This window comes from Peribacillus sp. FSL M8-0224 (assembly GCF_038003055.1).
Classification (GTDB): Bacteria; Bacillota; Bacilli; order Bacillales; family DSM-1321; genus Peribacillus; species Peribacillus frigoritolerans.
In genome coordinates, this window is the sequence record NZ_JBBOOJ010000001.1 from 4,418,946 (window position 1) to 4,439,900 (window position 20,955).

Annotated in this window: 23 protein-coding genes and 2 pseudogenes; 8 read left to right on the forward strand and 17 right to left on the reverse strand. The window is 35.8% G+C overall.

What is annotated here, in order from left to right; all coding sequences use genetic code 11:
* Positions 1 to 25 precede the first annotated feature (25 nt).
* Both MKX49_RS21360 and MKX49_RS21365 read left to right on the forward strand, forming a co-directional pair.
* A complete protein-coding gene (locus MKX49_RS21360; RefSeq protein WP_340877689.1) occupies positions 26 to 283 on the forward strand; it encodes a Vgb family protein in 258 nt (85 codons plus the stop codon).
* Between the two features lie 25 nt (positions 284 to 308).
* Positions 309 to 962, forward strand: a complete 654-nt coding sequence (locus MKX49_RS21365; RefSeq protein ID WP_258832136.1) for a Vat family streptogramin A O-acetyltransferase — start codon at positions 309 to 311, stop codon at positions 960 to 962.
* A gap of 196 nt (positions 963 to 1,158) precedes the next feature.
* Here the strand turns inward: MKX49_RS21365 and MKX49_RS21370 are convergent, their stop codons facing one another.
* The 9 genes and pseudogenes from MKX49_RS21370 to MKX49_RS21410 form a co-directional block, all read right to left on the reverse strand.
* On the reverse strand, positions 1,159 to 1,542 hold the full coding sequence (locus MKX49_RS21370) for a YkvA family protein (protein WP_340877691.1): 384 nt from the start codon (positions 1,540 to 1,542) through the stop codon (positions 1,159 to 1,161).
* Between the two features lie 180 nt (positions 1,543 to 1,722).
* Positions 1,723 to 2,541, reverse strand: coding sequence for an alpha/beta fold hydrolase (locus MKX49_RS21375; protein ID WP_340877693.1), 819 nt, complete (start codon positions 2,539 to 2,541; stop codon positions 1,723 to 1,725).
* A 286-nt stretch (positions 2,542 to 2,827) separates the two neighbouring features.
* The gene (locus MKX49_RS21380; protein WP_034304673.1) at positions 2,828 to 3,310 is read right to left on the reverse strand and encodes a DinB family protein; all 483 of its coding nucleotides are present in this window, start codon (positions 3,308 to 3,310) and stop codon (positions 2,828 to 2,830) included.
* A gap of 572 nt (positions 3,311 to 3,882) precedes the next feature.
* Positions 3,883 to 4,449 carry a hypothetical protein gene (locus MKX49_RS21385; protein ID WP_262871223.1) on the reverse strand — a complete coding sequence of 189 codons (567 nt, stop codon included), beginning with the start codon at positions 4,447 to 4,449 and terminating at the stop codon, positions 3,883 to 3,885.
* 293 nt (positions 4,450 to 4,742) lie between these two features.
* Complete coding sequence (locus tag MKX49_RS21390; protein WP_340877695.1) at positions 4,743 to 6,014, reverse strand: MFS transporter; 1,272 nt, start codon at positions 6,012 to 6,014, stop codon at positions 4,743 to 4,745.
* An 86-nt stretch (positions 6,015 to 6,100) separates the two neighbouring features.
* A pseudogene (locus MKX49_RS21395) lies at positions 6,101 to 6,855 on the reverse strand (class I SAM-dependent methyltransferase).
* 100 nt (positions 6,856 to 6,955) lie between these two features.
* Positions 6,956 to 7,333 carry a TIGR04104 family putative zinc finger protein gene (locus tag MKX49_RS21400; protein ID WP_340877696.1) on the reverse strand — a complete coding sequence of 126 codons (378 nt, stop codon included), beginning with the start codon at positions 7,331 to 7,333 and terminating at the stop codon, positions 6,956 to 6,958.
* A 118-nt stretch (positions 7,334 to 7,451) separates the two neighbouring features.
* Entirely contained in the window at positions 7,452 to 7,784 is a 333-nt protein-coding gene (locus tag MKX49_RS21405) for a DUF5661 family protein (RefSeq protein WP_340878591.1), read from the reverse strand.
* An 18-nt stretch (positions 7,785 to 7,802) separates the two neighbouring features.
* Positions 7,803 to 8,363, reverse strand: a pseudogene (locus MKX49_RS21410) (cupin domain-containing protein); the annotation flags it as partial.
* A 501-nt stretch (positions 8,364 to 8,864) separates the two neighbouring features.
* Here MKX49_RS21410 and proC point away from each other — a divergent pair.
* The 4 genes from proC (at position 8,865) to MKX49_RS21430 (ending at position 12,789) form a co-directional block, all read left to right on the forward strand.
* Positions 8,865 to 9,764, forward strand: a complete 900-nt coding sequence (gene proC, locus MKX49_RS21415; protein ID WP_340877697.1) for a pyrroline-5-carboxylate reductase — start codon at positions 8,865 to 8,867, stop codon at positions 9,762 to 9,764.
* 125 nt (positions 9,765 to 9,889) lie between these two features.
* On the forward strand, positions 9,890 to 10,948 hold the full coding sequence (locus MKX49_RS21420) for a YkvI family membrane protein (protein WP_340877698.1): 1,059 nt from the start codon (positions 9,890 to 9,892) through the stop codon (positions 10,946 to 10,948).
* A gap of 609 nt (positions 10,949 to 11,557) precedes the next feature.
* On the forward strand, positions 11,558 to 12,505 hold the full coding sequence (locus MKX49_RS21425; RefSeq protein WP_231892157.1) for an IS110 family transposase: 948 nt from the start codon (positions 11,558 to 11,560) through the stop codon (positions 12,503 to 12,505).
* Positions 12,506 to 12,597: 92 nt separating this feature from the next.
* Positions 12,598 to 12,789, forward strand: a complete 192-nt coding sequence (locus MKX49_RS21430; RefSeq protein WP_101226107.1) for a hypothetical protein — start codon at positions 12,598 to 12,600, stop codon at positions 12,787 to 12,789.
* Positions 12,790 to 13,011: 222 nt separating this feature from the next.
* Here MKX49_RS21430 and MKX49_RS21435 read toward each other — a convergent pair whose 3' ends face one another.
* The 5 genes from MKX49_RS21435 to yeiL form a co-directional block, all read right to left on the reverse strand.
* On the reverse strand, positions 13,012 to 14,004 hold the full coding sequence (locus tag MKX49_RS21435; RefSeq protein ID WP_340877699.1) for an NADP-dependent oxidoreductase: 993 nt from the start codon (positions 14,002 to 14,004) through the stop codon (positions 13,012 to 13,014).
* 104 nt (positions 14,005 to 14,108) lie between these two features.
* Positions 14,109 to 15,167 (reverse strand): alkene reductase, encoded by a 1,059-nt coding sequence (locus MKX49_RS21440; protein WP_340877700.1) that lies wholly within the window; start codon positions 15,165 to 15,167, stop codon positions 14,109 to 14,111.
* 14 nt (positions 15,168 to 15,181) lie between these two features.
* Positions 15,182 to 16,030 (reverse strand): alpha/beta fold hydrolase, encoded by an 849-nt coding sequence (locus tag MKX49_RS21445; RefSeq protein WP_340877701.1) that lies wholly within the window; start codon positions 16,028 to 16,030, stop codon positions 15,182 to 15,184.
* A 111-nt stretch (positions 16,031 to 16,141) separates the two neighbouring features.
* Complete coding sequence (locus MKX49_RS21450; protein ID WP_323599051.1) at positions 16,142 to 16,717, reverse strand: TetR/AcrR family transcriptional regulator; 576 nt, start codon at positions 16,715 to 16,717, stop codon at positions 16,142 to 16,144.
* 381 nt (positions 16,718 to 17,098) lie between these two features.
* Positions 17,099 to 17,770, reverse strand: coding sequence for a transcriptional regulator YeiL (yeiL, locus tag MKX49_RS21455; protein ID WP_340877702.1), 672 nt, complete (start codon positions 17,768 to 17,770; stop codon positions 17,099 to 17,101).
* Positions 17,771 to 17,847: 77 nt separating this feature from the next.
* Here yeiL and MKX49_RS21460 point away from each other — a divergent pair, with 77 nt between their 5' ends.
* A complete protein-coding gene (locus MKX49_RS21460; protein WP_340877704.1) occupies positions 17,848 to 18,543 on the forward strand; it encodes a YjjG family noncanonical pyrimidine nucleotidase in 696 nt (231 codons plus the stop codon).
* A gap of 2 nt (positions 18,544 to 18,545) precedes the next feature.
* Complete coding sequence (locus MKX49_RS21465; protein WP_095679950.1) at positions 18,546 to 19,175, forward strand: YczE/YyaS/YitT family protein; 630 nt, start codon at positions 18,546 to 18,548, stop codon at positions 19,173 to 19,175.
* A gap of 209 nt (positions 19,176 to 19,384) precedes the next feature.
* Here MKX49_RS21465 and MKX49_RS21470 read toward each other — a convergent pair whose 3' ends face one another.
* The 3 genes from MKX49_RS21470 to MKX49_RS21480 all read right to left on the reverse strand — a co-directional run bounded on the left by MKX49_RS21470 (position 19,385) and on the right by MKX49_RS21480 (position 20,942).
* Positions 19,385 to 19,873 carry a GNAT family N-acetyltransferase gene (locus MKX49_RS21470; protein WP_340877705.1) on the reverse strand — a complete coding sequence of 163 codons (489 nt, stop codon included), beginning with the start codon at positions 19,871 to 19,873 and terminating at the stop codon, positions 19,385 to 19,387.
* 141 nt (positions 19,874 to 20,014) lie between these two features.
* Positions 20,015 to 20,359 carry a hypothetical protein gene (locus tag MKX49_RS21475; RefSeq protein ID WP_340877706.1) on the reverse strand — a complete coding sequence of 115 codons (345 nt, stop codon included), beginning with the start codon at positions 20,357 to 20,359 and terminating at the stop codon, positions 20,015 to 20,017.
* A 154-nt stretch (positions 20,360 to 20,513) separates the two neighbouring features.
* Entirely contained in the window at positions 20,514 to 20,942 is a 429-nt protein-coding gene (locus MKX49_RS21480; protein ID WP_340877707.1) for a hypothetical protein, read from the reverse strand.
* Positions 20,943 to 20,955: the final 13 nt, after the last annotated feature.

Consider the following 20,955-nt stretch of genomic DNA (forward strand, 5'->3'; position numbering starts at 1 on the left):
TCATACAAAAAGAAGGAGGCATATAATGGGGATAAAAATGGACGAATACGAACTTCTTGGCAAAGGTTCAGGCCCATATGGAATAACTGCCGGAAAAGATGGTGCGCTATGGTTTACACAACATAAAGCAAATCAAATTGGGCGCATTACCATGCAAGGAGAAATTACGGAATATCCAATTCCTACCCAAAATGCGGAGCCGCATGGAATTGCATCAGGTCCTGATGGTGCCATTTGGTTCGCTGAGGAATGCAATAAGATCGGCCGGCTAAGTTTATTATAAAAACCCTGAAAGGAAGTGGATATCCATGGAATCTAATAAGCAACATGGACCAAATCCTCAAGATAAATATCCGATTAAAGGAAATCACGTCGTGCAATTTATTAAAAATACAATCACTAGACCAAACATTATTGCGGGTGAATATTCATATTACGATGCAAGGAATGGTGAGTCTTTTGAAGATCAAGTGTTATATCACTACGAATTCTTCGGTGACCGGCTTGTCATCGGGAAATTTTGCGCCATGGCACCTGGTGTAACGTTTATTATGAATGGAGCCAACCATAGAATGGATGGTTTTTCAACCTACCCCTTCAACATTTTCGGACATGGTTGGGAGAAGTATACGCCAACGTTAGATCAGTTGCCGTTTAAAGGTGATACCATAATTGGAAATGATGTTTGGATAGGAATGGATACTGTCATCATGCCTGGAATAAAAATTGGGGATGGTGCAATTGTAGCCGCCAAATCGGTTATTACCAAAGATGTGGAACCTTACACCATCGTTGGAGGGAATCCCGAAAAGAAACTTAAAACCCGCTTCTCGGAAGAAATCATTAACGAACTGCTGGAAATTAAATGGTGGGATTTGGATATATCTATCATTTCTGCTCATATTGATGTGATAGTAAATGGGGATATGGAAAGTCTAAGAACCTTAAAAAATAAAAGATGACAATGCATCAGCTTCAGAGAATCCGATTCTTGTACCACAAATTAATGGAGGGAAAATCACTTTTTATAATAATAGACTATATTAAGATCGCTTTTTAACCATGGCTTTGTTAAAGATTAATGTTGATTTTTGAACAAATAAAAGAGACCACCTATAAGTGGTCTTCTTGTGCATCCTAGTGAAGTAAAAGCACCCGTTAGTTCATAAAACGATAAATATATATAATTGCCCATATTATAATTAAGACCCAAATCATTACTATTAGTGAGCCGACTATCCAATTCTTCGGCTTACCATTTTTCATCATTTCTTCTGCCTTAACTTCACAGTCGGTTAATACACTCTTTGGTATCATCTTTAATGCGATCATTATCCCAATTGGAACGAGAATTACATCGTCTAAGTAGCCAAGAATGGGTATAAAATCAGGTATTATGTCTATCGGACTGAATGCATAAGCCACAACACAAGCCGTAAATACCTTTGCATGCCAAGGCACCCGTTCATCTTTACAAGCAAAGTAAAGGATAAAAATTTGCTGTTTTAGTCTCCTCGCCCAAGTCTTGATTTTATCAAACATTTTTATCTCCTATAATAATTAAGCTTTTATTTCCATTATAACAAAATAAGATTTACAAAGGATTGTTATTTCACTAACCTCCCCGTTAGTTCCATAAGAAAAAGCTGCCTTCGATCCTAAGCTAAAGCAACCGTTAATTTAAATACTATATTTCACAAACTTCAATTACTGCGTTAAGTATTAGTTTTGGAACTCTTCAATTCTATCCAACCATTCATTTAATAGAGTGCTAAAAAGTTGTGGTTGTTCAATTTGTAAATTGTGACCTGCCATATCCAATACAGCAAATGTTCCTCGCGGAAACTTGTTTGCTATGTCCAGAGCATCTTTATATCCAACCGAAGAGTCTTGTCTTCCTAACAGGAATACACTGGGTTTAATAAAATCAGACTGGTCAATCTTAAAAGAAAACCCATATTTATTCTTAACCTTATTTAGAAACTTTTCATCTCCAATTTTACAACCACTTAGAATTTCTTTGTTGTACCTTAACCATGTGTACTCATCAAGTACAATGTTGTTATTTCTAAAATCTTCTAATTCAGCCTTTGATAAATTTTCAATGAACTTCTCATCCGTTCTCATTATTTTATGTATCTCAACTGTTCTATTTTCTGGAAGAGGAATAATAAGAGGACATATAAATGCTGCACCAAGTATTTGTTCTTGATGCTTTTCAATAATGCCCCTAGCTATATAGCCACCGTAAGATTCCCCAGCAATTACGTACTCTTGGTTAGGAATTACAGCTTGAATAAACTCTAAAACAGCATCCAGCATTTCATCAGAACTACTTATTTCGTTATATTCTTTTGTTAATCCCATCCCAGGTAGGTCGATATAAATACGTCGCCACCCCTCCCTCTTGGTAAATATTGGTTCCATACAACCACTCATTAATCGATGGTCCGGAGAATAACCGTGTATCATTAAAATTGGTTTTCCTTCCCCTAAATCTTCATAATAAATTTCAGCTTGGCGAACTTTGCAATATGCCATATTAATCCTTCTTTCTATAAAAATCATTTTAACTAACAGTACCTATTCTCTTTTTGTTTCTTCATTCCTTCTTCAATTATTCTGCCCCTTTAGTTCCGTAAGAAAAAGCTGCCTTAAAGACAGCTTTTTTCAGCTAACGCACCCGTTACTTTAAATACAATTCTTCACAAACTGATTTTGCTTAACAAAACTGACCAGCAGCAGAACATCGAAAAGGCGATCTCTAATTGAAGGACTTCACTCAATATATATAGAAACCGACTAAATTAATATCTATTTGAATTATTTATATGGAATGAGAGGAAAGACCCCGACCTATAAGGTTTGCAGAAACAGGCTTTTTCCCTAATTCCCTTGCCCAAATTGATAATTGCCCTATATGGTGAATTTCGTGAGCAATAGTATGTCGCATTATTTCACCCCAAGTATCCGTCACAATTCTTCCATCCTGCAAGGTATCATAAAATAATTGATTTTCCATACTAGCATCCCAGTTGTTCACAAAGTTTTCCACTTCTAAATGAAATTCAGCGTCCAATTTCCGAACTTTGTTCAAGCTTTTATAACTATCGAAACTCTCCTGAAAGTCAGTTTTACCTTGCAAGAGACGTATCCAGCTCCATTCGACATCAACAATATGGAAAAGTGTATGCAATATACTTCCCATTCCACCCGTTCGGTTCCGCAGAATTTCTTCTTCACTTAACTCTTCACACCAACGATACCAGTCTTCTCTTACCATCCAGTTATATCTAAAAAAAGTTTGCAAAAATGCCCCTCCCCATTTAGAAAATAATGTAACTGTTAAAATACTATTAGAGCAATGCCTAAACATTGTTAAATATTACTATTTAGACAAACATAGGTTGCATTCCTTTTTCAACAATCCTGCCCCTTTAGTTCATTAAGAAAAAGCTGCCTTAAAGACAGCTCCTAAAGCACCTAAAATTAATCATTTGGATTTATTATGGCTAAAACCTGCTTTATGGTCCCGAAAGCTTTGATAAAACGCTGATTACTCTTATACCAAATTGCTTTGCCTTGGTTCCCAAAATCAAAGCCACTAAAAATCCAATATCAATTAAAAAAAATAAAAATCGATATCCTTAAATCTATATTCGTTATCGATCTGCCGATAAAAAAACCAGTAATGCAGCTATAACTAAACAACAGTCAATATCAAAGGTATTGCTTCTTGTTTGTTCAATTTTCTTTTATTTTCCAAAACTTCACCTCTCCCCTCACAATGTCAAAATTCACCTAAATGAAAAAGAAACAATTTTTATATTTGGAATAATAAAAATAAAAAGCCCTTCTCACACGAGAGGGGCTTTTTTGTTATTAATATTCACTTACAGAATAGCTTTTGTATGTTAACTTGTTGTTTTCAAAAACCGTATAAAAATGTGTGTCATTAGTGTCACTGTAACGGCTCCAGGTATAATCTTTTTGGGTAATGCCGCCATAGGTATATGTTGAATCTAATTTCATATATTCACCTGTGATAGATACCGTTTGATTATAAGTCATTCCTTTTTTTACATTCGTATATTCATTGTAAGTTATACCATTTTTAATAGGAGTAAAGAAATATCCTTTGGCTGTTTTTGTATACTTGACCCACTTTGTTCCTACTTTATCATAATCTACAAATGTTACTGTAGCATATGAAAAGTTTTTATTTGTTGCATATGGAGTTAACGTTACAGCTTTAGTTGTTTTTGCATTAATTGTATTACCTTTATAATCTTGAACCTTATAGGTAGTACCTACTAAGGCGCTCTTATAGAAAGTTGAACCGATCGGCTTTGTTACTGTTGCAGCTTCTCCTTTATTTGCTCCAACTCCTGCCAGTAATCCTAGAGCTAATACTCCTACGGTTAATGCCTTTGCTAGTTTTTTCATCATAATTTCTCCCCCAACCCGTTAGTTCTTATGAATTTATATGTACATTTGTAGTATTCCTATTATTATTATAATCTACAGATTGCTCATCAATCAATGCTACAATAATTATGAGGTGGTAAACTTTGTTTATTTCTCCAATGCTATTGCACAAAACAGAGCAACCCTTCGAGGATGGAGGGGATTTTTTGTATGGCAAAAAAGGGGCAAACGTTTCAAGCGTTCCAAAATGACTTTCAAAAGCCGTTTCCTGTACGATAGGAAATGACTTTTTTTACTTATTATATGGCTTCTTTTTATTTTTCACTTCCCCGAGACCAGATAACCACTGGAATCAATAATAGAGATAATAACCCTCCGATAAATGATAAGGCTGTATAACTTGAACCGGCCACAATCATTCCAGATAAGGCTCCACCAGAGGCTCCTGATAATGCAATTAAAACATCCACTGTACCTTGGGTTTTAGCCCGATTTGAAGTGTCGGTTGAATCAACAATAAGAGCCGTCCCACTTATTAAACCGAAATTCCATCCTAATCCAAGTAAAGAAAGGGCAATAACTAGGAGAATCATAGAATCACCTGGTGCAATCGCCGATATTAAACCGGCCAGAAGCAGCGTAGCTCCAGAGGCAATAGCCATGGCAGTACGGCCAAACTTATCAACAAGGACACCTGTAACCAGTGAAGGAAGATACATGGCAGCTATATGAAATCCAATAACGAGACCTATTTCACCCAAGTCATGTCCATGATGCCTCATATGAACTGGCGTCATGGTCATAATGGCCACCATTACAATTTGAGTAAGAACCATAATTGTCGCACCAACAATAATTCCTCTTTTGTTTACCATTTGTTCAGTATCAGCCGAATATCCTAATCGCTTACTTTCTTGTTTGGACGCTTCTATTGCTCTTGCTATAACTAATGGGTCCGGGCGAAGCAAAACGAAAAGGACAAGACCTGCTAAGATAAATGCTGCCGCTGATAAAATGAAAGGACCAGCGAGTGAAGGAACGCCAATAGAAAGAGCAAAATCCCCCATTACATTCACTAAATTCGGACCGGCAACTGCACCAAATGTAGTAAACACCATGGTAATACTGATGGCAGTGGCTCGCTGTTTATTGTTAGCCAAGTCCGTACCAGCGTAACGAGCTTGTAAATTTGTCGCTGTTCCTGCACCATAGATGAGCAGGGAAGCAAATAAAAGGAAAACGCTATTTATGATGGCTGCCATTATGACTCCTATAGCTCCAAGTCCACCTATCATAAAACCAGCTGTTAGACCTGTACGGCGGCCGTAACGTTGAGAAAGTCTCCCTACGATTAAAGCAGCCCCGGCAGATCCCAATGTAAATAAACCCGATGGCACTCCAGCAAATGCATCTGTGCCAAGCATTTGTTGTGCAAGAAGTGCCCCCACCGTAACTCCAGCCGCTAAACCGGCACCGCCAAAAATTTGTGAAATACTTATAATAATCAATGTACGTTTGTATAACATTTTTTGTTTTTCTTGAGAATCTACATAACTCTGGTTCATTTGATATGTTTTACTGGACATTTGTTAAGACCTCATTCATCATTCTGTAATTTCTCCCCACCATGTACACCTTCCTCTCGTTGATTTTCTAATATTAAGATTCACCTTTACTTTTTTAGTTTAAAAACTATAAAATCAGCACATCTGAAATCTTCTTCAAATGAAGGATATTTTTCTAACATCTCTTTTGATGGCTTAGGTTCTATTATGCTTTCTAAAATAAAACCTGTTTTGATTAAAGTGTTTATATAACTTGTTAATGTTCTATGAAAGAATAGCATTTTTTCTTTATCACCTAAACGTTGTTCATACACTCCTTCATAAAAATACTTATCTACGTTCCAATGCAGTTTTTTACCGCTTTTCGTTTTCTCCCAACCACTCTCTGGAGTAACAAAACAAGGATGCAAAATCGAAAATATAAAACAGCCTCCATCTACTAATAAACGATACATTTCCTGAAATGCTTTTTCGTAATCTGCAAGATCTTGAATAACCATATTTGATACTATTAAATCGAAACGTTTATCTTCTAAGCAATACAAGTCCTCACAATTCCCCTGCCTATAATCAATCAACAAATCATTCGGGGTTCTTCCCTTAGCAATTTCTATCATCCGTGATGAATAATCCACAGCCGTTACAGTTGCTTCGGACCTCGCTAACATCCACTTAAATACCCCTCACCACACCCGGCATCTAAAACGTTTTTATTCCTCACCGTTTCCATAAGTGATAATAAAGTTGGATTCAAAAAAACTTGTTTATGAAGATCTCCTTGCTCGGTATGATTTGCAGAATATGTATCCGCGAAACTATCCCACCTTTTAATCGCTTCTTCTGTACCAATATTCTGATTCATTTTGACTCCTCCCTTCTTCTAAACTCCCCCGATATTTACATTAATAAAAAGCTGCCTTAAAGACAGCTCCTATCTTAAGCTTACGCCGTTGTTTAAATGACTACCACATCGGTTCATCCTTGTTACTTAACTTATATATAAATGGCATCATAATAATCACTAAAGCATACGCAACTATTTCAAAAACTAAGGCATAACCTTTAGGTACACCAAATGATATTAAAGGTACGATCAATAAAGTTATAAATATAAATAGGCTTAATAGCTTTCTTGTTTTCTTGGAAACGTATTGGGATGAATCACAGGATGAACAACTTAACCTCTTTTTAAAGGTAAACATTTTAAAAAAGGCCTCTATCCAACCCCATTTATAGCCACATTGCTGACAGGTTGGCATATGCAACAAACTCCTTTCAATTAAATCAATATTACAAATTATATCATTTATTCCTAAACTATCCTGACTAGTTTGTTGCATAAAGAAAAAGCTGCCTTAAAGACAGCTCCGATCTTCAGCTAACGCACCCGTTATTTTAAGCGAAATATTTCACAAACTCGCTAAAATTATAAGTTGTTCTTATCATTTAGGCATCCTATTAATACATGTTCCAATAGGCTTTTGCTTCTTTCTCAAGCACCTTTAGTCTTTTATAGTAATCAGGAAACTCCTGAAGATGAGCTAGGGCAATTTTCCCCGTTATAATAGGATCATCATCAGTTACATTTGTTTGGCTGGATATTTTTCCATGTTCCAGCTCAGTATTTACTCCCATCCAAAACTCATCTAAATCAAACTTGCTATTATTAAAATCAATGCCTAAAAGTAAAGCTATAGCTGCTGCTTCCTCTTTAGAAAAGCTTGTTTTTACGTTGTTAAAATTATTTGTTTGAATCCCATTTGGATACTTTGTTAGATGAGAATCGCGCATATCGCAGTCAGAACGGTGTTCTGCAGCCAAAGCATCTGCTTTAGTTACATGAATCGTGCCAAATGGATGTTGTGGAGGTGCGTATATAGAATAAATTTTCAACGGGATATCACCTGTATTGGTTACATTATGCCATGTTCCAGCAGGTATCATAATGGCAGAATCATCATAAACATTCCGTACAAAGTTTAAATTATCTTTTCTCTTGCCCATTTGAACAATCCCTTGACCTTGTTCAATACGTAAAAATTGGTCAACGTTAGGGTGAATTTCTAACCCGATATCTTCCCCAGCCTTAAGACTCATCAATGTAACTTGAAAATGATTTCCTGTCCATAATGCGGTCCGGTAGTTATTGTTTTGTTTCGTAGCTTCATTAATATTGATTACAAATGGTTTCCGTCCATAATCTTTTAGTCCGATTTCATTCCTTCCAATTGATGATTGAAAAAGATCTAATCGGTTAGCAACATCATGTGTAGTCCAGTATTTGGGCTGTATTATATTGTTATATATTGGTACGTTAAAATAATAAGGATTTGGATATGGGTGGGGATACGAAAAAGGAGCATCGTTCATTTTTCTCAACGCCTTCAAAAATTTTTTAAATTATCCTATTCACTATGTTAAGGATATGTTCTAATACTCAGGGTTACCGAATTAAAGGTATTGATTATCCGTAACATTTGCTCAATCTAATGGAACAATTCAAATAAGGAAATTCGCTTCTGCAACTATCCCCCCTCAATAAATTAAGGTCAAGTCTTAGATAAAATGGGAGAGCGATTATTAAAAGGGCATTTTACAGACAAAAAATACGGCCAAAACCTGTAATGATATGAATTGTTTTTTTCGTTTTTCTTCCTAATATATCCGCAAATACCCGGATTACAGCCGATTATCCTTGATTAAATGACCTGACTGGCATGTAAGCCCCAAATGATAACGCTTCCCTTCACTATCTCGGCCTTTTCCTGGTGAATGTCCTCTCTTCCCTTGAATCTAAATCTCAGCATGTTACGATAACAAGGTTAAAAAATACGAACGGAATTACGAACAATGAACTTTTAGGAGGGCATAATGTTGAGAGATAAAACTGTTGCATTTTTAGGAGCCGGTTCGATGGCAGAGTCGATGATTTCTGGAATTGTGCAGATTGGGAGCATACCAGCAGAGAGAATTTATGTGACAAATCGCAGCAATCAATTACGACTCGAGGAAATGAATCACGTGTATGGAGTTCATGCGGTCCATCAGGATGCATTGCCATATGAAGAAGTTGATTTCTTCATTTTGGCAATGAAGCCCCAGGGAGCAGCAGATGCTCTTGATGCACTCAAAGATAAAATAAGAGTGGATCAAGTTGTAATTTCTGTTTTAGCGGGCATTTCCACTGAATTCATGGAAAATCATCTACAGCTTGGACAGCAGGTTGTGCGGTTGATGCCGAATACGTCTAGCATGATCCGGGAGTCGGCAACTGCGTTATGTCCGGGAAGACATACAGCGATGGACAATGTGATAGCAGTGAAAGAACTGTTAGGCTGTATGGGAAAAGTGTTCTTAATTGAAGAAGAGCATATGGATATTTTTACAGGAATTGCAGGAAGCGGACCTGCTTACTTCTATTATTTAATGGAGCATATGGAACACGCTGGCGTTAAAAAGGGTATGGATGAAGCGATGGTCCGTGAGATTGTCGCCCAAACGATTTTAGGCGCAGCCAAGATGATTATGGTGAACGACGAGACACCGGCAAGTCTCAGAGAGAAAGTCACTTCACCAAATGGAACGACAGCATCCGGACTTGATGCTTTACAGAAAAATAATGGCGGCAGAGCCATTTCACAGGCGATTCATCATGCTGCGAAACGTTCGAAAGAGCTGAATGATGAGATGGCAGTAGCGTGCAGCAAATCGACTAATCCCCCGAGAGTACTGGGGAACTTCAGTACCATAAAAGGACGGTGTCTAAGTTAATCATCTCCATAAATACACCATGGAGCCTCCTTAGGAAATTATATGTATCAAAAGATGTGGTTATCAAATAACAATCCATCAAATAGTTAAGAAAAAATATAAACGTAAGAAAAACGGAGGACAACATGAAGAGAATCCTTAAGATCGCTAGCGCTTTTATCGGAATTCTAGTCGGAGCAGGGTTCGCCTCAGGACAAGAAACCATGCTTTATTTTGTAAGCTTCGGGAACTTGGGCACAATTGGAGCTATCATTTCAGTCGCTATTTTTGCATACCTTGGAATGATTCTGATGAAGCTTGGCAGTCGTACACAAACAGATTCGCATCAGGAAGTAATTTATAAGATTTGCGGTCGCTTTCTCGGCTGTATCATTGATTATGTTCTGAATGCCATCCTATTTGGTATAGGAATTGTCATGATTGCGGGGTCAGGCTCGATCTTTGATCAGCAATTCGGATTACCTTCCTTTATAGGAACCATCCTTATGACTGTTCTTGTTATGATAACAGTTATGCTGAAAGTTGACCGTGTGATTAAGGTAATTGCATCCGTCACACCATTTCTGATTCTTGTCGTACTTTTTCTATTTATTTATAGTATGTTTACAATGAATTCATCATTTACGTCACTTGAACCACATGCGCTGGAACAAAACTCAGCTGCGGGACATTGGCTTGTATCTACAATAAACTATATTTCAATAACCATTGCAATGGGGGCTTCCATGACACTTGTTATGGGTGGGAATGAACCTGATGAAAGGATATCATCCATTGGAGGACTTACAGGAGGGATCGCTTTAGGTCTACTTCTTTTAATTAGTCACCTTACTATTTTCTCAAATATTAATACTGTATCGGACTTGGATATGCCCATGCTGGGAATCGCCAACAGTATTTCACCTCTCTTAGGCATCCTGTACTCTCTCGTTCTGTTCGCCATGATTTTCAATACGGCAGTCAGCATGTTCTACTCATTTGGAACACGCTTTTCTGATCCGCAGACCACAAAATTTAAAGTAATCGTTATTTCATCACTGTTGATAGGATTTATAGCAAGCTTCTTTGGCTTCACTAAACTTGTTTCCTCTCTCTATCCAATCTTTGGCTATATGGGAATTGTCCTTATTATCGTTCTCATCATTACTCCATTCCGAATGAGTCGATTAACGAAAGAGAATTAAATTGAGGATTGTTTAACCAACCTTTCTACTCATGTGTAGAAAGGTTTTTTTGAGGTAATTCTTGTATTACCTCTCTTATTTTATCAATATATAATTCTTCCTTATCCGCGAGGTGTGATGACTTCTGATAAAAACTTTTTTTAAATTAACATTGTTTGTCGCTGTATTGATAGCTTATATTTCTTTATACATCTTGCTAACCAATCATCCCAAAAATCCGATTCTTAAAAAAAGATCACTTTACCTTCTTGCAAAGGAATTTCTTTCATCATATTTTCCTCCCACCAATTTGATGATTCTTATTAAACTAACCTGCCCCGATAGTTCCATAAGAAACTCCTATGGCGGCGCTCCTCGCCGCCACCATCTACTACGAAAATCTAAACTCAAAATAGAGTCTAACCCATTAACCCCTTGACAATAATGGAAAATAACAATACAACCAGGCTGAACTTTTTTTGGTGGATCTTAAGGAAGATACCCTGTATAAGAAACTGGTTGTGACAGTATGGAAGAACCATTTAGTGTACTACTAGTACGTATACAAAAATTTTTGTAACAAATCTCCTGTCATATGTATTGTTAATTTTTTTTGAGGTGATTTCTCCTATGGAAGCAATGATTGAACGGTGTGCTGGCCTAGATGTACACCAAGAAACAGTAGTAGCCTGTGTATTATTTGGTCCATTAGATAAAAAGCCAAAGACCTCTATTGAAACTTTTTCAACTACAACAACGGGACTCTTGGCTTTAAGTGATTGGCTCGCTACCCTGCAGGTATCCGATGTTGTGATGGAAAGTACCGGAGTCTACTGGAAACCAATATGGAATATACTCGAAGGTTCTTTTCACCTTGTTCTTGCCAATGCCAGACATGTCAAAAATGTTCCAGGGCGTAAAACTGATGTGAAAGATGCCGAATGGCTTGCCAAGCTTCTAAGATGCGGACTTATTGAAAACAATTTTGTCCCACCAGAGGATATTCGTGATTTACGAGATCTTACTCGTTATCGAAAAAAATTGATTCATCATCGCACATCAGAGCAGAATCGCATTCACAAAATCCTTCAAGATGCTAATATCAAGCTAACATCCGTTCTATCAGACATTTTTGGTTTATCGGGACGTCGTATCCTTGAAGCGATTCTAAATGGTGAAAAAATAGAGACCGATGGTCTTCGAAAAATGGTGGATTGGCGAACAAAAGCAAGTATAACTGACATTGCAAGTGCAATTAATGGTCGTATTCGCCGTCATCATCGTGATATGTTGCGTTACCATTGGGATCATATGGGTTATTTAGAACAAACCATAGAAGAATTGGAAAAACAAATCGATCAACTCCTGTCCCCCTATCGTAAGGAAGTAGAATTATTGGATGGTATACCTGGTGTGAACAAAGCTGCCGCAGCCACTTTTATTGCGGAGATGGGTGTTGATATGTCCGTATTTAAGTCAGCTAAACATCTTGCCTCTTGGGCTGGTGTGAGTCCTGGAAATTACGAAAGTGCTGGTAAAAAAAAACGAGTAAAACCACACAAGGAAATAAAGCTTTAAAAACAATGGCCGTAGAATGTGTATTAGCAACATCAAGGCAAAATAATAGAATTGCTTCACATCGAAAAAGGATTACTAAACGACAGGGGAAAATGAAGGGACGAATCGCTTCTGCCCATTTACTATTAACGATTACTTACAACATCTTAAAAACAGGAGAACCTTATCATGAACTAGGCTCAAATTACCTTGAAGAAAAACAAAATAACAAAGAATTAAAAATGATCGAATACCTAAAAAAGAAAGGCTATACAATCGCTCCATCTGAACAACAAACTGCATAACCAGTTAAATAACGACATAGTACATTTACCCCCATCAAAAAATGAGAATATGGAGGGTTTATTTTAGCATGGCTTTTTACTATTGTGTTTTCATACAAAAAAGCTGCCTTAAAGACAGCTCTGATCTTCAGCTAACCTGCCCCGTTAGTTCTATTCGCAACCTCGATAAGTTAAAAAAACAAACACTTTCCACCCAAGGAATGGTTTGTTAGATAAGACTGATTATTTCAATTTAAGTATTATTTTTCCCTTTGCTCTTCCAGTCTCTGCATACTCCAATGCTTTTTGGGCATCTTCGAAAATAAAAACTTTATCAAGTGTAGGCTTAATTACTTCTGACTCTAACATTTCTGTTAAAATTTCCAACTGCTCTCCACTATGCTTCATAAAAAGAAACGTGTATTGGACATTATGTTTTTTTTCTAGCTTCGTAAGTTTATAACTTGCAATGGAAAATAAGGTTTTTTTAAATGAGCTAAATCCGTTTTCTTTAGCAAAGCGACCATTCGGGATTCCAGATATAGAAACAATCTTTCCTCCTTTTTTTAATGTTACAAATGATTTCTCTAACGTCGCCCCCCCAATGGTATCAAGAACTGCGTTGTAGTCACGAATCGAATGTTCGAACTTTTCTGTCTTGTAATTATTAACTTCGTCAGCGCCAAGAGATTTCACCAAATCACTACCACCACTAGCTGTAGTTGCGACAAAAGCACCTATATGTTTTGCAAGTTGGATAGCAAATGTTCCTACTCCCCCTGATCCTGCATGTATTAATATTTTATGTCCTTTTTCAATTCGCAGAATATCATGTAAAGCTTGGTAGGATGTCAATCCGACTAGAGGGATGGAGGCGGCTTCTTCAAAACTTAAATTTTTCGGTTTTAATGCAATATCTTCTTGGTTGACAGAGATATATTCAGTAAAAGTTCCCATTTTATTTGCTCTAGGTCGACCATATACCTCATCACCGACTTTAAACTTCGTGACACTAGCGCCTACTTCAACAATTTTTCCAGAAAAATCATTTCCTAAAATTAACGGCATCTTGTATTTCAATAATAATTTTAATTCACCTTTTCGAATTTTTGTATCAAGAGGATTTATACTTGCCGCATATATCTCAACTAAGACCTCATCATTATTCATTTTGGGCATAGGGAAGTCTAAAAAATTTGGTTTTTTACCGTAGTTTTCAATTGCTAGAGCTTTCATTACAATCCTCCACATTTTTATTTAACGCACATGTATCTTTTCATGACGAACCCTAAGAAAAAAGATTATGAATATCCCTGGATGGGATATTCATATTAACTAAATTATTTTAAGAAAGGATAATCTGTATAACCTTCTTTTCCCCCTGCATAGAGCGTGTTTTTATCAGGTTCGTTTAGGGGAGCACCTGATTGAATCCGTTCTACAAAGTCTGGATTAGCTAGTACCCAAGTGCCAACTGTGACAACATCTGCAAAATTATTATCTACATCAGACGAAAGTTGATCTAGAGGACGACCTGGACGGTTAACAAGAAGTGATTGATCCCAAAGTTGACGCACATCTTTTAGGAATTGCTCGTTTCCAAAGTGCATTAAATGCAGATATGCAAGGTTAAGCTTATTTAATTCACTTATTAAATAGCGATACATCTCAAGGCTATTTTCCCCCTCATCAATGCCTTGCAGTGTTCCTTGAGGAGAAAAACGGATGCCTGTTCTTTCTGCTCCTATTTCATCAACAACTGCTTTAGCTACTTCAATAGCGAATCGAGAACGCCCCTCAATCGTACCACCGTATGCATCTTGACGATGATTGGAGTTTTCACTAAGGAATTGTTGGATCAGATAACCATTCGCTCCGTGAATTTCAACTCCGTCTGCACCAGCTTCAATTGCTGAACGTGCTGCTAAACGAAACTCATGGATAACATCTTTTATCTCAAGCTCACTCAATTCTCTTGGTGTTGGAATTTCTTTCATTCCTTCTGCCGTGAAAATTTCTACACCAGGTGCAATAGCTGACGGTGCAACTGCTTGGCGGTGATGAGGTGTGTTATCAGGATGTGATACACGTCCCACATGCATAAGCTGAACAAAAATATGACCGCCTTCACCATGAACTTTAGAAGTTACTTTTTTCCACCCTTTAATATGATTTTCTGTATAAATTCCAGGTGTATTAGTGTAACCTTGCCCATCATCTGAAGGTTGGGTTCCTTCGCTTATAATTAAACCGACTGAAGCACGCTGACCATAGTACTCTGCTATTAGATCGCTCGGCGTACCATCTGGTAAAGCTCTACTTCTAGTCATCGGAGCCATTCCTATACGATTTTTCAAGTCAATGTTTCCGATACGAAATTTTTCAAATAATCTGCTCATATGAATACTCCTTTTTAATAAGAATTAGAATCAAGGAATGAATTTACGTGTTCTGCAAATAGTTCTGGAAATTGAAACAGGTGCCCGTGACCAGAATCAGGATATATAATCAGCTGTGCTTTGGGTAATTTCTCTGTTAAGATATAACTGTTTTTAGTCGGTACCATCACATCATTAACACCATTAGTAACAAGTACAGGGTGTTTGATGTTTTGTAACCATTCATAATCATGATTGGATTTTTGTTTAGCCCATTTTGCAATGGCTTGTAATTGTGCCTCTTTTACTTGTTCTGAACTGTTTACTTTTTTCTGATTAAAAATTCTTTGTAGTGAAGCCATTCCTGCAGATTTACTTGTTTCGGTTCGTCCGTAGAAAAAGAACATAAAATCATTTATTCCATCTTCTTCCGTTCCGCCGTGACGATTCATTCTTTCAAAAATCTCTGGATTTGGATTAATACCAGATTCAGGCGAAGTACCTGCCATAATAATTTTTCTTACTAAATCTCCCTCTTGTAGAGCTAGCTCTTGTGCAACCATGCCACCAATGGAAAAACCAAGAATGTCAACTTGTTCTAATCCAAGAGTTTTTATAAATGTTGCTGTATCTTTTGCCATATCAGCAATTGTAGTAGGCGTTAGTCCATCGGTCTCACCAACCCCTTTATTGTCAAACAAGATTACTGGGCGTGTATTTGCAATAGGTTCAAGCATGTTTGGATCCCAGTTTTCCATCGTTCCTCTAAAGTGAACAAGAAATACTACTGGTATACCATCTTGTATACCAAATTTTCTATATGCGTATCGAGTTCCATCTGCTTCAATAAATTCTGATTCTGTTGGTATTTTAAAGTTAGTCATTATTGTGTTCCTCCTTAGAAATTTAAAAACGGTTTTATAAGTATGCATTATGATGGTTTGTTTCATGTTATTTTTAGAATGAACGTTCTAGAAAGGGTAAAAAAAAGAAAGCTAGTCCAACACTGAAAGTGCTAGAGTGATGATGCCTTCTAATTCTTTTTTATTGTAATTAGTTTTTATTAGTACTCTTATACCTACCAAATTGTTGTGTAAGAAACGAGATGTGTTATCAGAATCGATTTCTTTTGATAGCTCTCCACTAATCTGGCCCCGTTTTATAAGGTTATTAAACATATCTTCAGTACGGTTAAACATATTTGTAACTATGCGTCCAATTTCTTTGTCCAGTAAAGATAATTCTATGGCTGCATTTACTGATAGACAACCTTTTGGGTATTGTTCAATGGAATTCAGTACGAAAATAAACACATCACGTATCGTCTGTTTAATGGATGAAGTGCTACTAATTATGCTTTCCATCTCATTGACGATGAGCTCTTCATAGTGATTAAGGGAAGCTAAAAACAATGAACGCTTGTCACCAAATGTATCATATATACTCCTGCGGTGTATTCCCATATGATCCACCAAATCTTGCATGGATGTTTTTTCATAACCCTGTTCCCAGAAAAGCTCCATTGCTTTTCTTAATACAGCTTTTTCGTCAAACTCTTTACTTCTAGCCATTTTATTTTCTCCTTTAAAAAATCCATGAACCAATACTAACAAAAACAATCGTCATAATCCATTATAGAATGAACGTTCTAAAATAAACACATGAATTTCAAACCATGATTAAATAATACCCTTTTTAGAACGATTAGTAAAGAATTATAAATACCCAATAATACCCAACACATTTGTTACATATCACAATGTTATCCTTTAACTTTAACCTAGGGGTACCGCCAAGCATTTCTTTATTCGTTTAGTTTCTTCAGGATTGTTTTCTTCCACTGTACAATTAATGGATCAAAATCTTTTATATTAGCAAAGCAGTATCCGTTTCTGTGATAAGAAAAAAGTGTAACAACTTGTTTATATTTCAAGTTATCAAATCATACTAAATTAATCCTTTTTTGAACTCAATCTTTCTAACTTTTCTCTATTAATGATATAATATTTCCTTCCTTTTTTTTCTAATAATCCTTCTTCATGGAATTGGTTAAGTGTGTATAATAAATGTCGATAGCTTACCCCCACGTATTCTGCTGTTTCGGTATGCTTCTCTTGAAAGCATCCATTGTTTTCTATTTGAAGAATATATTTGGCCAATCGATTTTTGAATTCATAATCCTGCATATCTGTGTAATGATCCGTTCTTTTAAGTAATTTATCACCTAAATATTTTGATAAATTATGGAGGAAACGATTGTCATTTAACAGATGCTCTTTCGATGAAGCCAATGGAACCGCTAAGCAAGTGCAGTCATTTATAGCCACAACATCTTTTAAATTCTTTTCCACCTCAATCAAGGATAATTCACCAATAAAATCATCTTTCTTTAGAAACTGAATCAGCGCACGTTTTCCATTTTCGTGTACTATATATATTTTTGCCCGCCCATCCAATAATAAAAATAAGTACTGAATATCTTCATCAAAGCGCACTATATATTCATTTGAAGAAAACTTACAAATAAAAGCCTGATGTAAAACTGCTTTCGGAAAAGTTTCTTGAATATCATTATATATATCCACAAAATTTTCAGCGTAATCCTTCAAATTGATTTTTTCCATTTTATCACCTCAATATGAGATATCTCCTATTATTATATTGTTACTTTCGATATATTACTACCAAGAGGTGGATAGGAATGAACAAATACAAACATATTATTTTTGACTTAGATGATACGATACTTGATTTTCAAGATTCAGAAGAAAAGGCTTTAAAACAAATTATTACGCTGTACGAGTTGCCCTATAACAAACAAACAATTGCATGTTATAAGCGCATTAATGATGGATTATGGCATCAATTAGAGGAAGGCTTGATTTCTCGTGAAGAAGTGCTGACAACGCGTTTTTCACTTTTTTTGAAGGAATTTCAAATAGATGAAAACGGAGCAAAAGTTGAAGCTATGTACCGTGAGCATTTAAACCAAGGACATAAGGCCATCACCCATGCACATGAATTATTAAATGCTTTAAGTAAGCAAGATTATAAATTATATATTGGAACAAACGGTGTAGGAAAGACTCAAAGAAAAAGATTATTAGGTGCCAAGCTACAAGGATATTTTGAACAACTTTTTATCTCCGAAGAAATTGGTTATGAAAAACCGAATCCCCAATTCTTTTACTATATTTTTGATGCCCTGCATACAAGCAGTAAAGAAGAATTTTTAATGATAGGTGATCGTTTAACATCGGATATTCAAGGAGCTATCAATGTCGGAATTGATTGTGTATGGTTTAACCCTAAAAGAAGCATGCCTAAATCATGTTCACCTAAGAGCACATATACGATACCAAATTTAATGCAAATAATGGACTTATTAGAGGAATAATCATGAAAAAAGTAATTCAATCGATTCTACTCTATATAGTAAGTGCTATTGGCATTAGTCTTACATTAAAAGCTGATGTTGGTGTCAGCAGTTTTAATGCGATGAATTTATCAATATCTGAATGGACTTCCATCAAAGTTGGCACAATTACATTCATTGCAAATCTCATTTTTCTATTCGGTTATATCTGCCTATGCGAAAAAAAGGATTTTAGAAAATTCACTTTGATGTTCATTTCCAGCTTGTTCTTTGGAATGGTTATTAATTTTTTCCTCTATACTATTTTCGGTACGATTTACGTAGAGAATTATTTAGTAAGAATCGGACTATTTATTTTCGGTGCGATACTAGCCGGTGGAACAACAGGCATTATTTTATCATTAGATATTATTCCTTTTCCTATTGAAAGTTTATGTTTACGAATAGCTGAATTAACAAAACGCCCTTTCTCTCAATACAGATATTGTGTCGATTTATTCTCCATTATTCTATCAATAACAATATCACTACTATACAATTTACCAATCAATATTCGTGAAGGAACGATTATCAGCTTCTTCTTATTGTCCGGCATTATTTCATATACACGATTGAAATTTAAAAACTATCAACAGAAACCACAAACTCAATAAATAGCATAACTAAAAAATAACCTCTTACGGTTGAGAATCCAAAGAGGTTATTTTTATCAAGCTTTAATATAAATTATCGAACTTTATTCTAAATGATCAATCTTTTTTGTAACACTACAGTTACACCAACCTGCCCCGATAGTTGCCATAAGAAAAAGCTGCCTTAAAGACAGCTCCATGTTCAGCCAACGCACCCGTTGTTTATCTGTTTAAATTTGAAAGGATTGAACCAAACATTCTTCATTATCGACAATTTGCTTTTTTTCTTCAAAATCTATATTTAGCTCACTGAAAATCTTTCTCCAAAAAATAACAGCAGGGATATTATTGGCTAATTGAACAACAAAGTAATTACCTTTTTTTTGTTTAAACAATTCCTTTAATAATGATATTGCAGCACCTTTTCTTCTATATTTTTTCAAAATGAAAATATCATTAATGCTGTAATCATAGTCCTTATTTAAAAACGGCCTTTCTAACAGTAATAAAAACCCTGCAATTTTCATATCTTTTTTCAAAAAGTATGGGGTTAATCCTTCCTCCTTCCAAATTAATTCGAATGAATCAAATTCAAATGAACCATCTGTTGATATGTCTAAACCCTCGGTAAACTCCGAAAGGTCATGTAAATAAAGGGAATATAAATTCTGAAGAATATGCTTTTCATCTTTGGAAACGGGGTTGAATGAAACAGTCATTGTTATCCCTCTTTTACCATTAATTAAACTCTTACTTCATTAATTTCGATATAAACTTCCATTTGTCCTTCATGAACTCCCCTGCCCCTGATATTTGCATGAAGAAAAAGCTGCCTTAAAGACTGCTCCGTGGAATAAGGGTTAATGATCTTTATTTGCATACATTCTTGCCATTATCGAAGGTGAAAATTTAATTCTATATTTCCCTTCAAGTTCTTTCTCTGTTTTTTCCGTTAAAGTTAATCCTTGTTTATTGTGTTCTTCTTCAAGTTCAATCCCATTAGGAAGCAATTTATCTTCATCCCAATCAATCCATTCACCATACCTATTTACCCATTCAATCAATTCAGTAGTTAACGTATCTGAAATCGGAAGGTCATCTATATCCAAGTTACAACCACATTGATTGCACCATATAGGGTCCGCCCCAACATCCCCTTCAACTTTCAACTCATATGTTTCTTTTTGTTCACATAAACATTCCATATTATTTTCTGACTCCTCTACTACACGCTTTTTCATTATATTTTACATGACTTTTGTTAAAGTAACCTGTCCTATTAGTTCAATAAGAAAAGCGATTCTTATTAAAGAATCGCTGAGTTTACAGACAAATATCCTCCGAAAAATTGAGGGAACCTCATGCCTTTTCCCTTATCCCTTTTCGATCATGTAAAATTTCTTGAATGATTTCAATATGAACAAAAGACCATGATCTTTCATGAAAGTGAAGAAACACACTTATGGAAAGAATCGAAATATATATTATACTAAAGACGACCCAAAGCAAACTCCCATCTTTAAAAAGGAAATCTTGCAATTGATTTGAAAACAGAAGAAAAAGCCAAGGCCCAGAGGATATTATAATAGGAATGATCCCCGATCCGTTTTTCTCTTTTATCATACAATAATAAACTTTTTTTAACGTATCGCTATCAATCGAACTATAAAAATTTTGAATTTCTTCCACTTCAATCAGTTTTTTCATCCCTTTGAAAGATCGGTCTTTGTATGAGGCTTTTTTTAATTGAAGATAAACTTTATGAGCATCTCCCCGTAATGAAAACATATATCTGATCTTC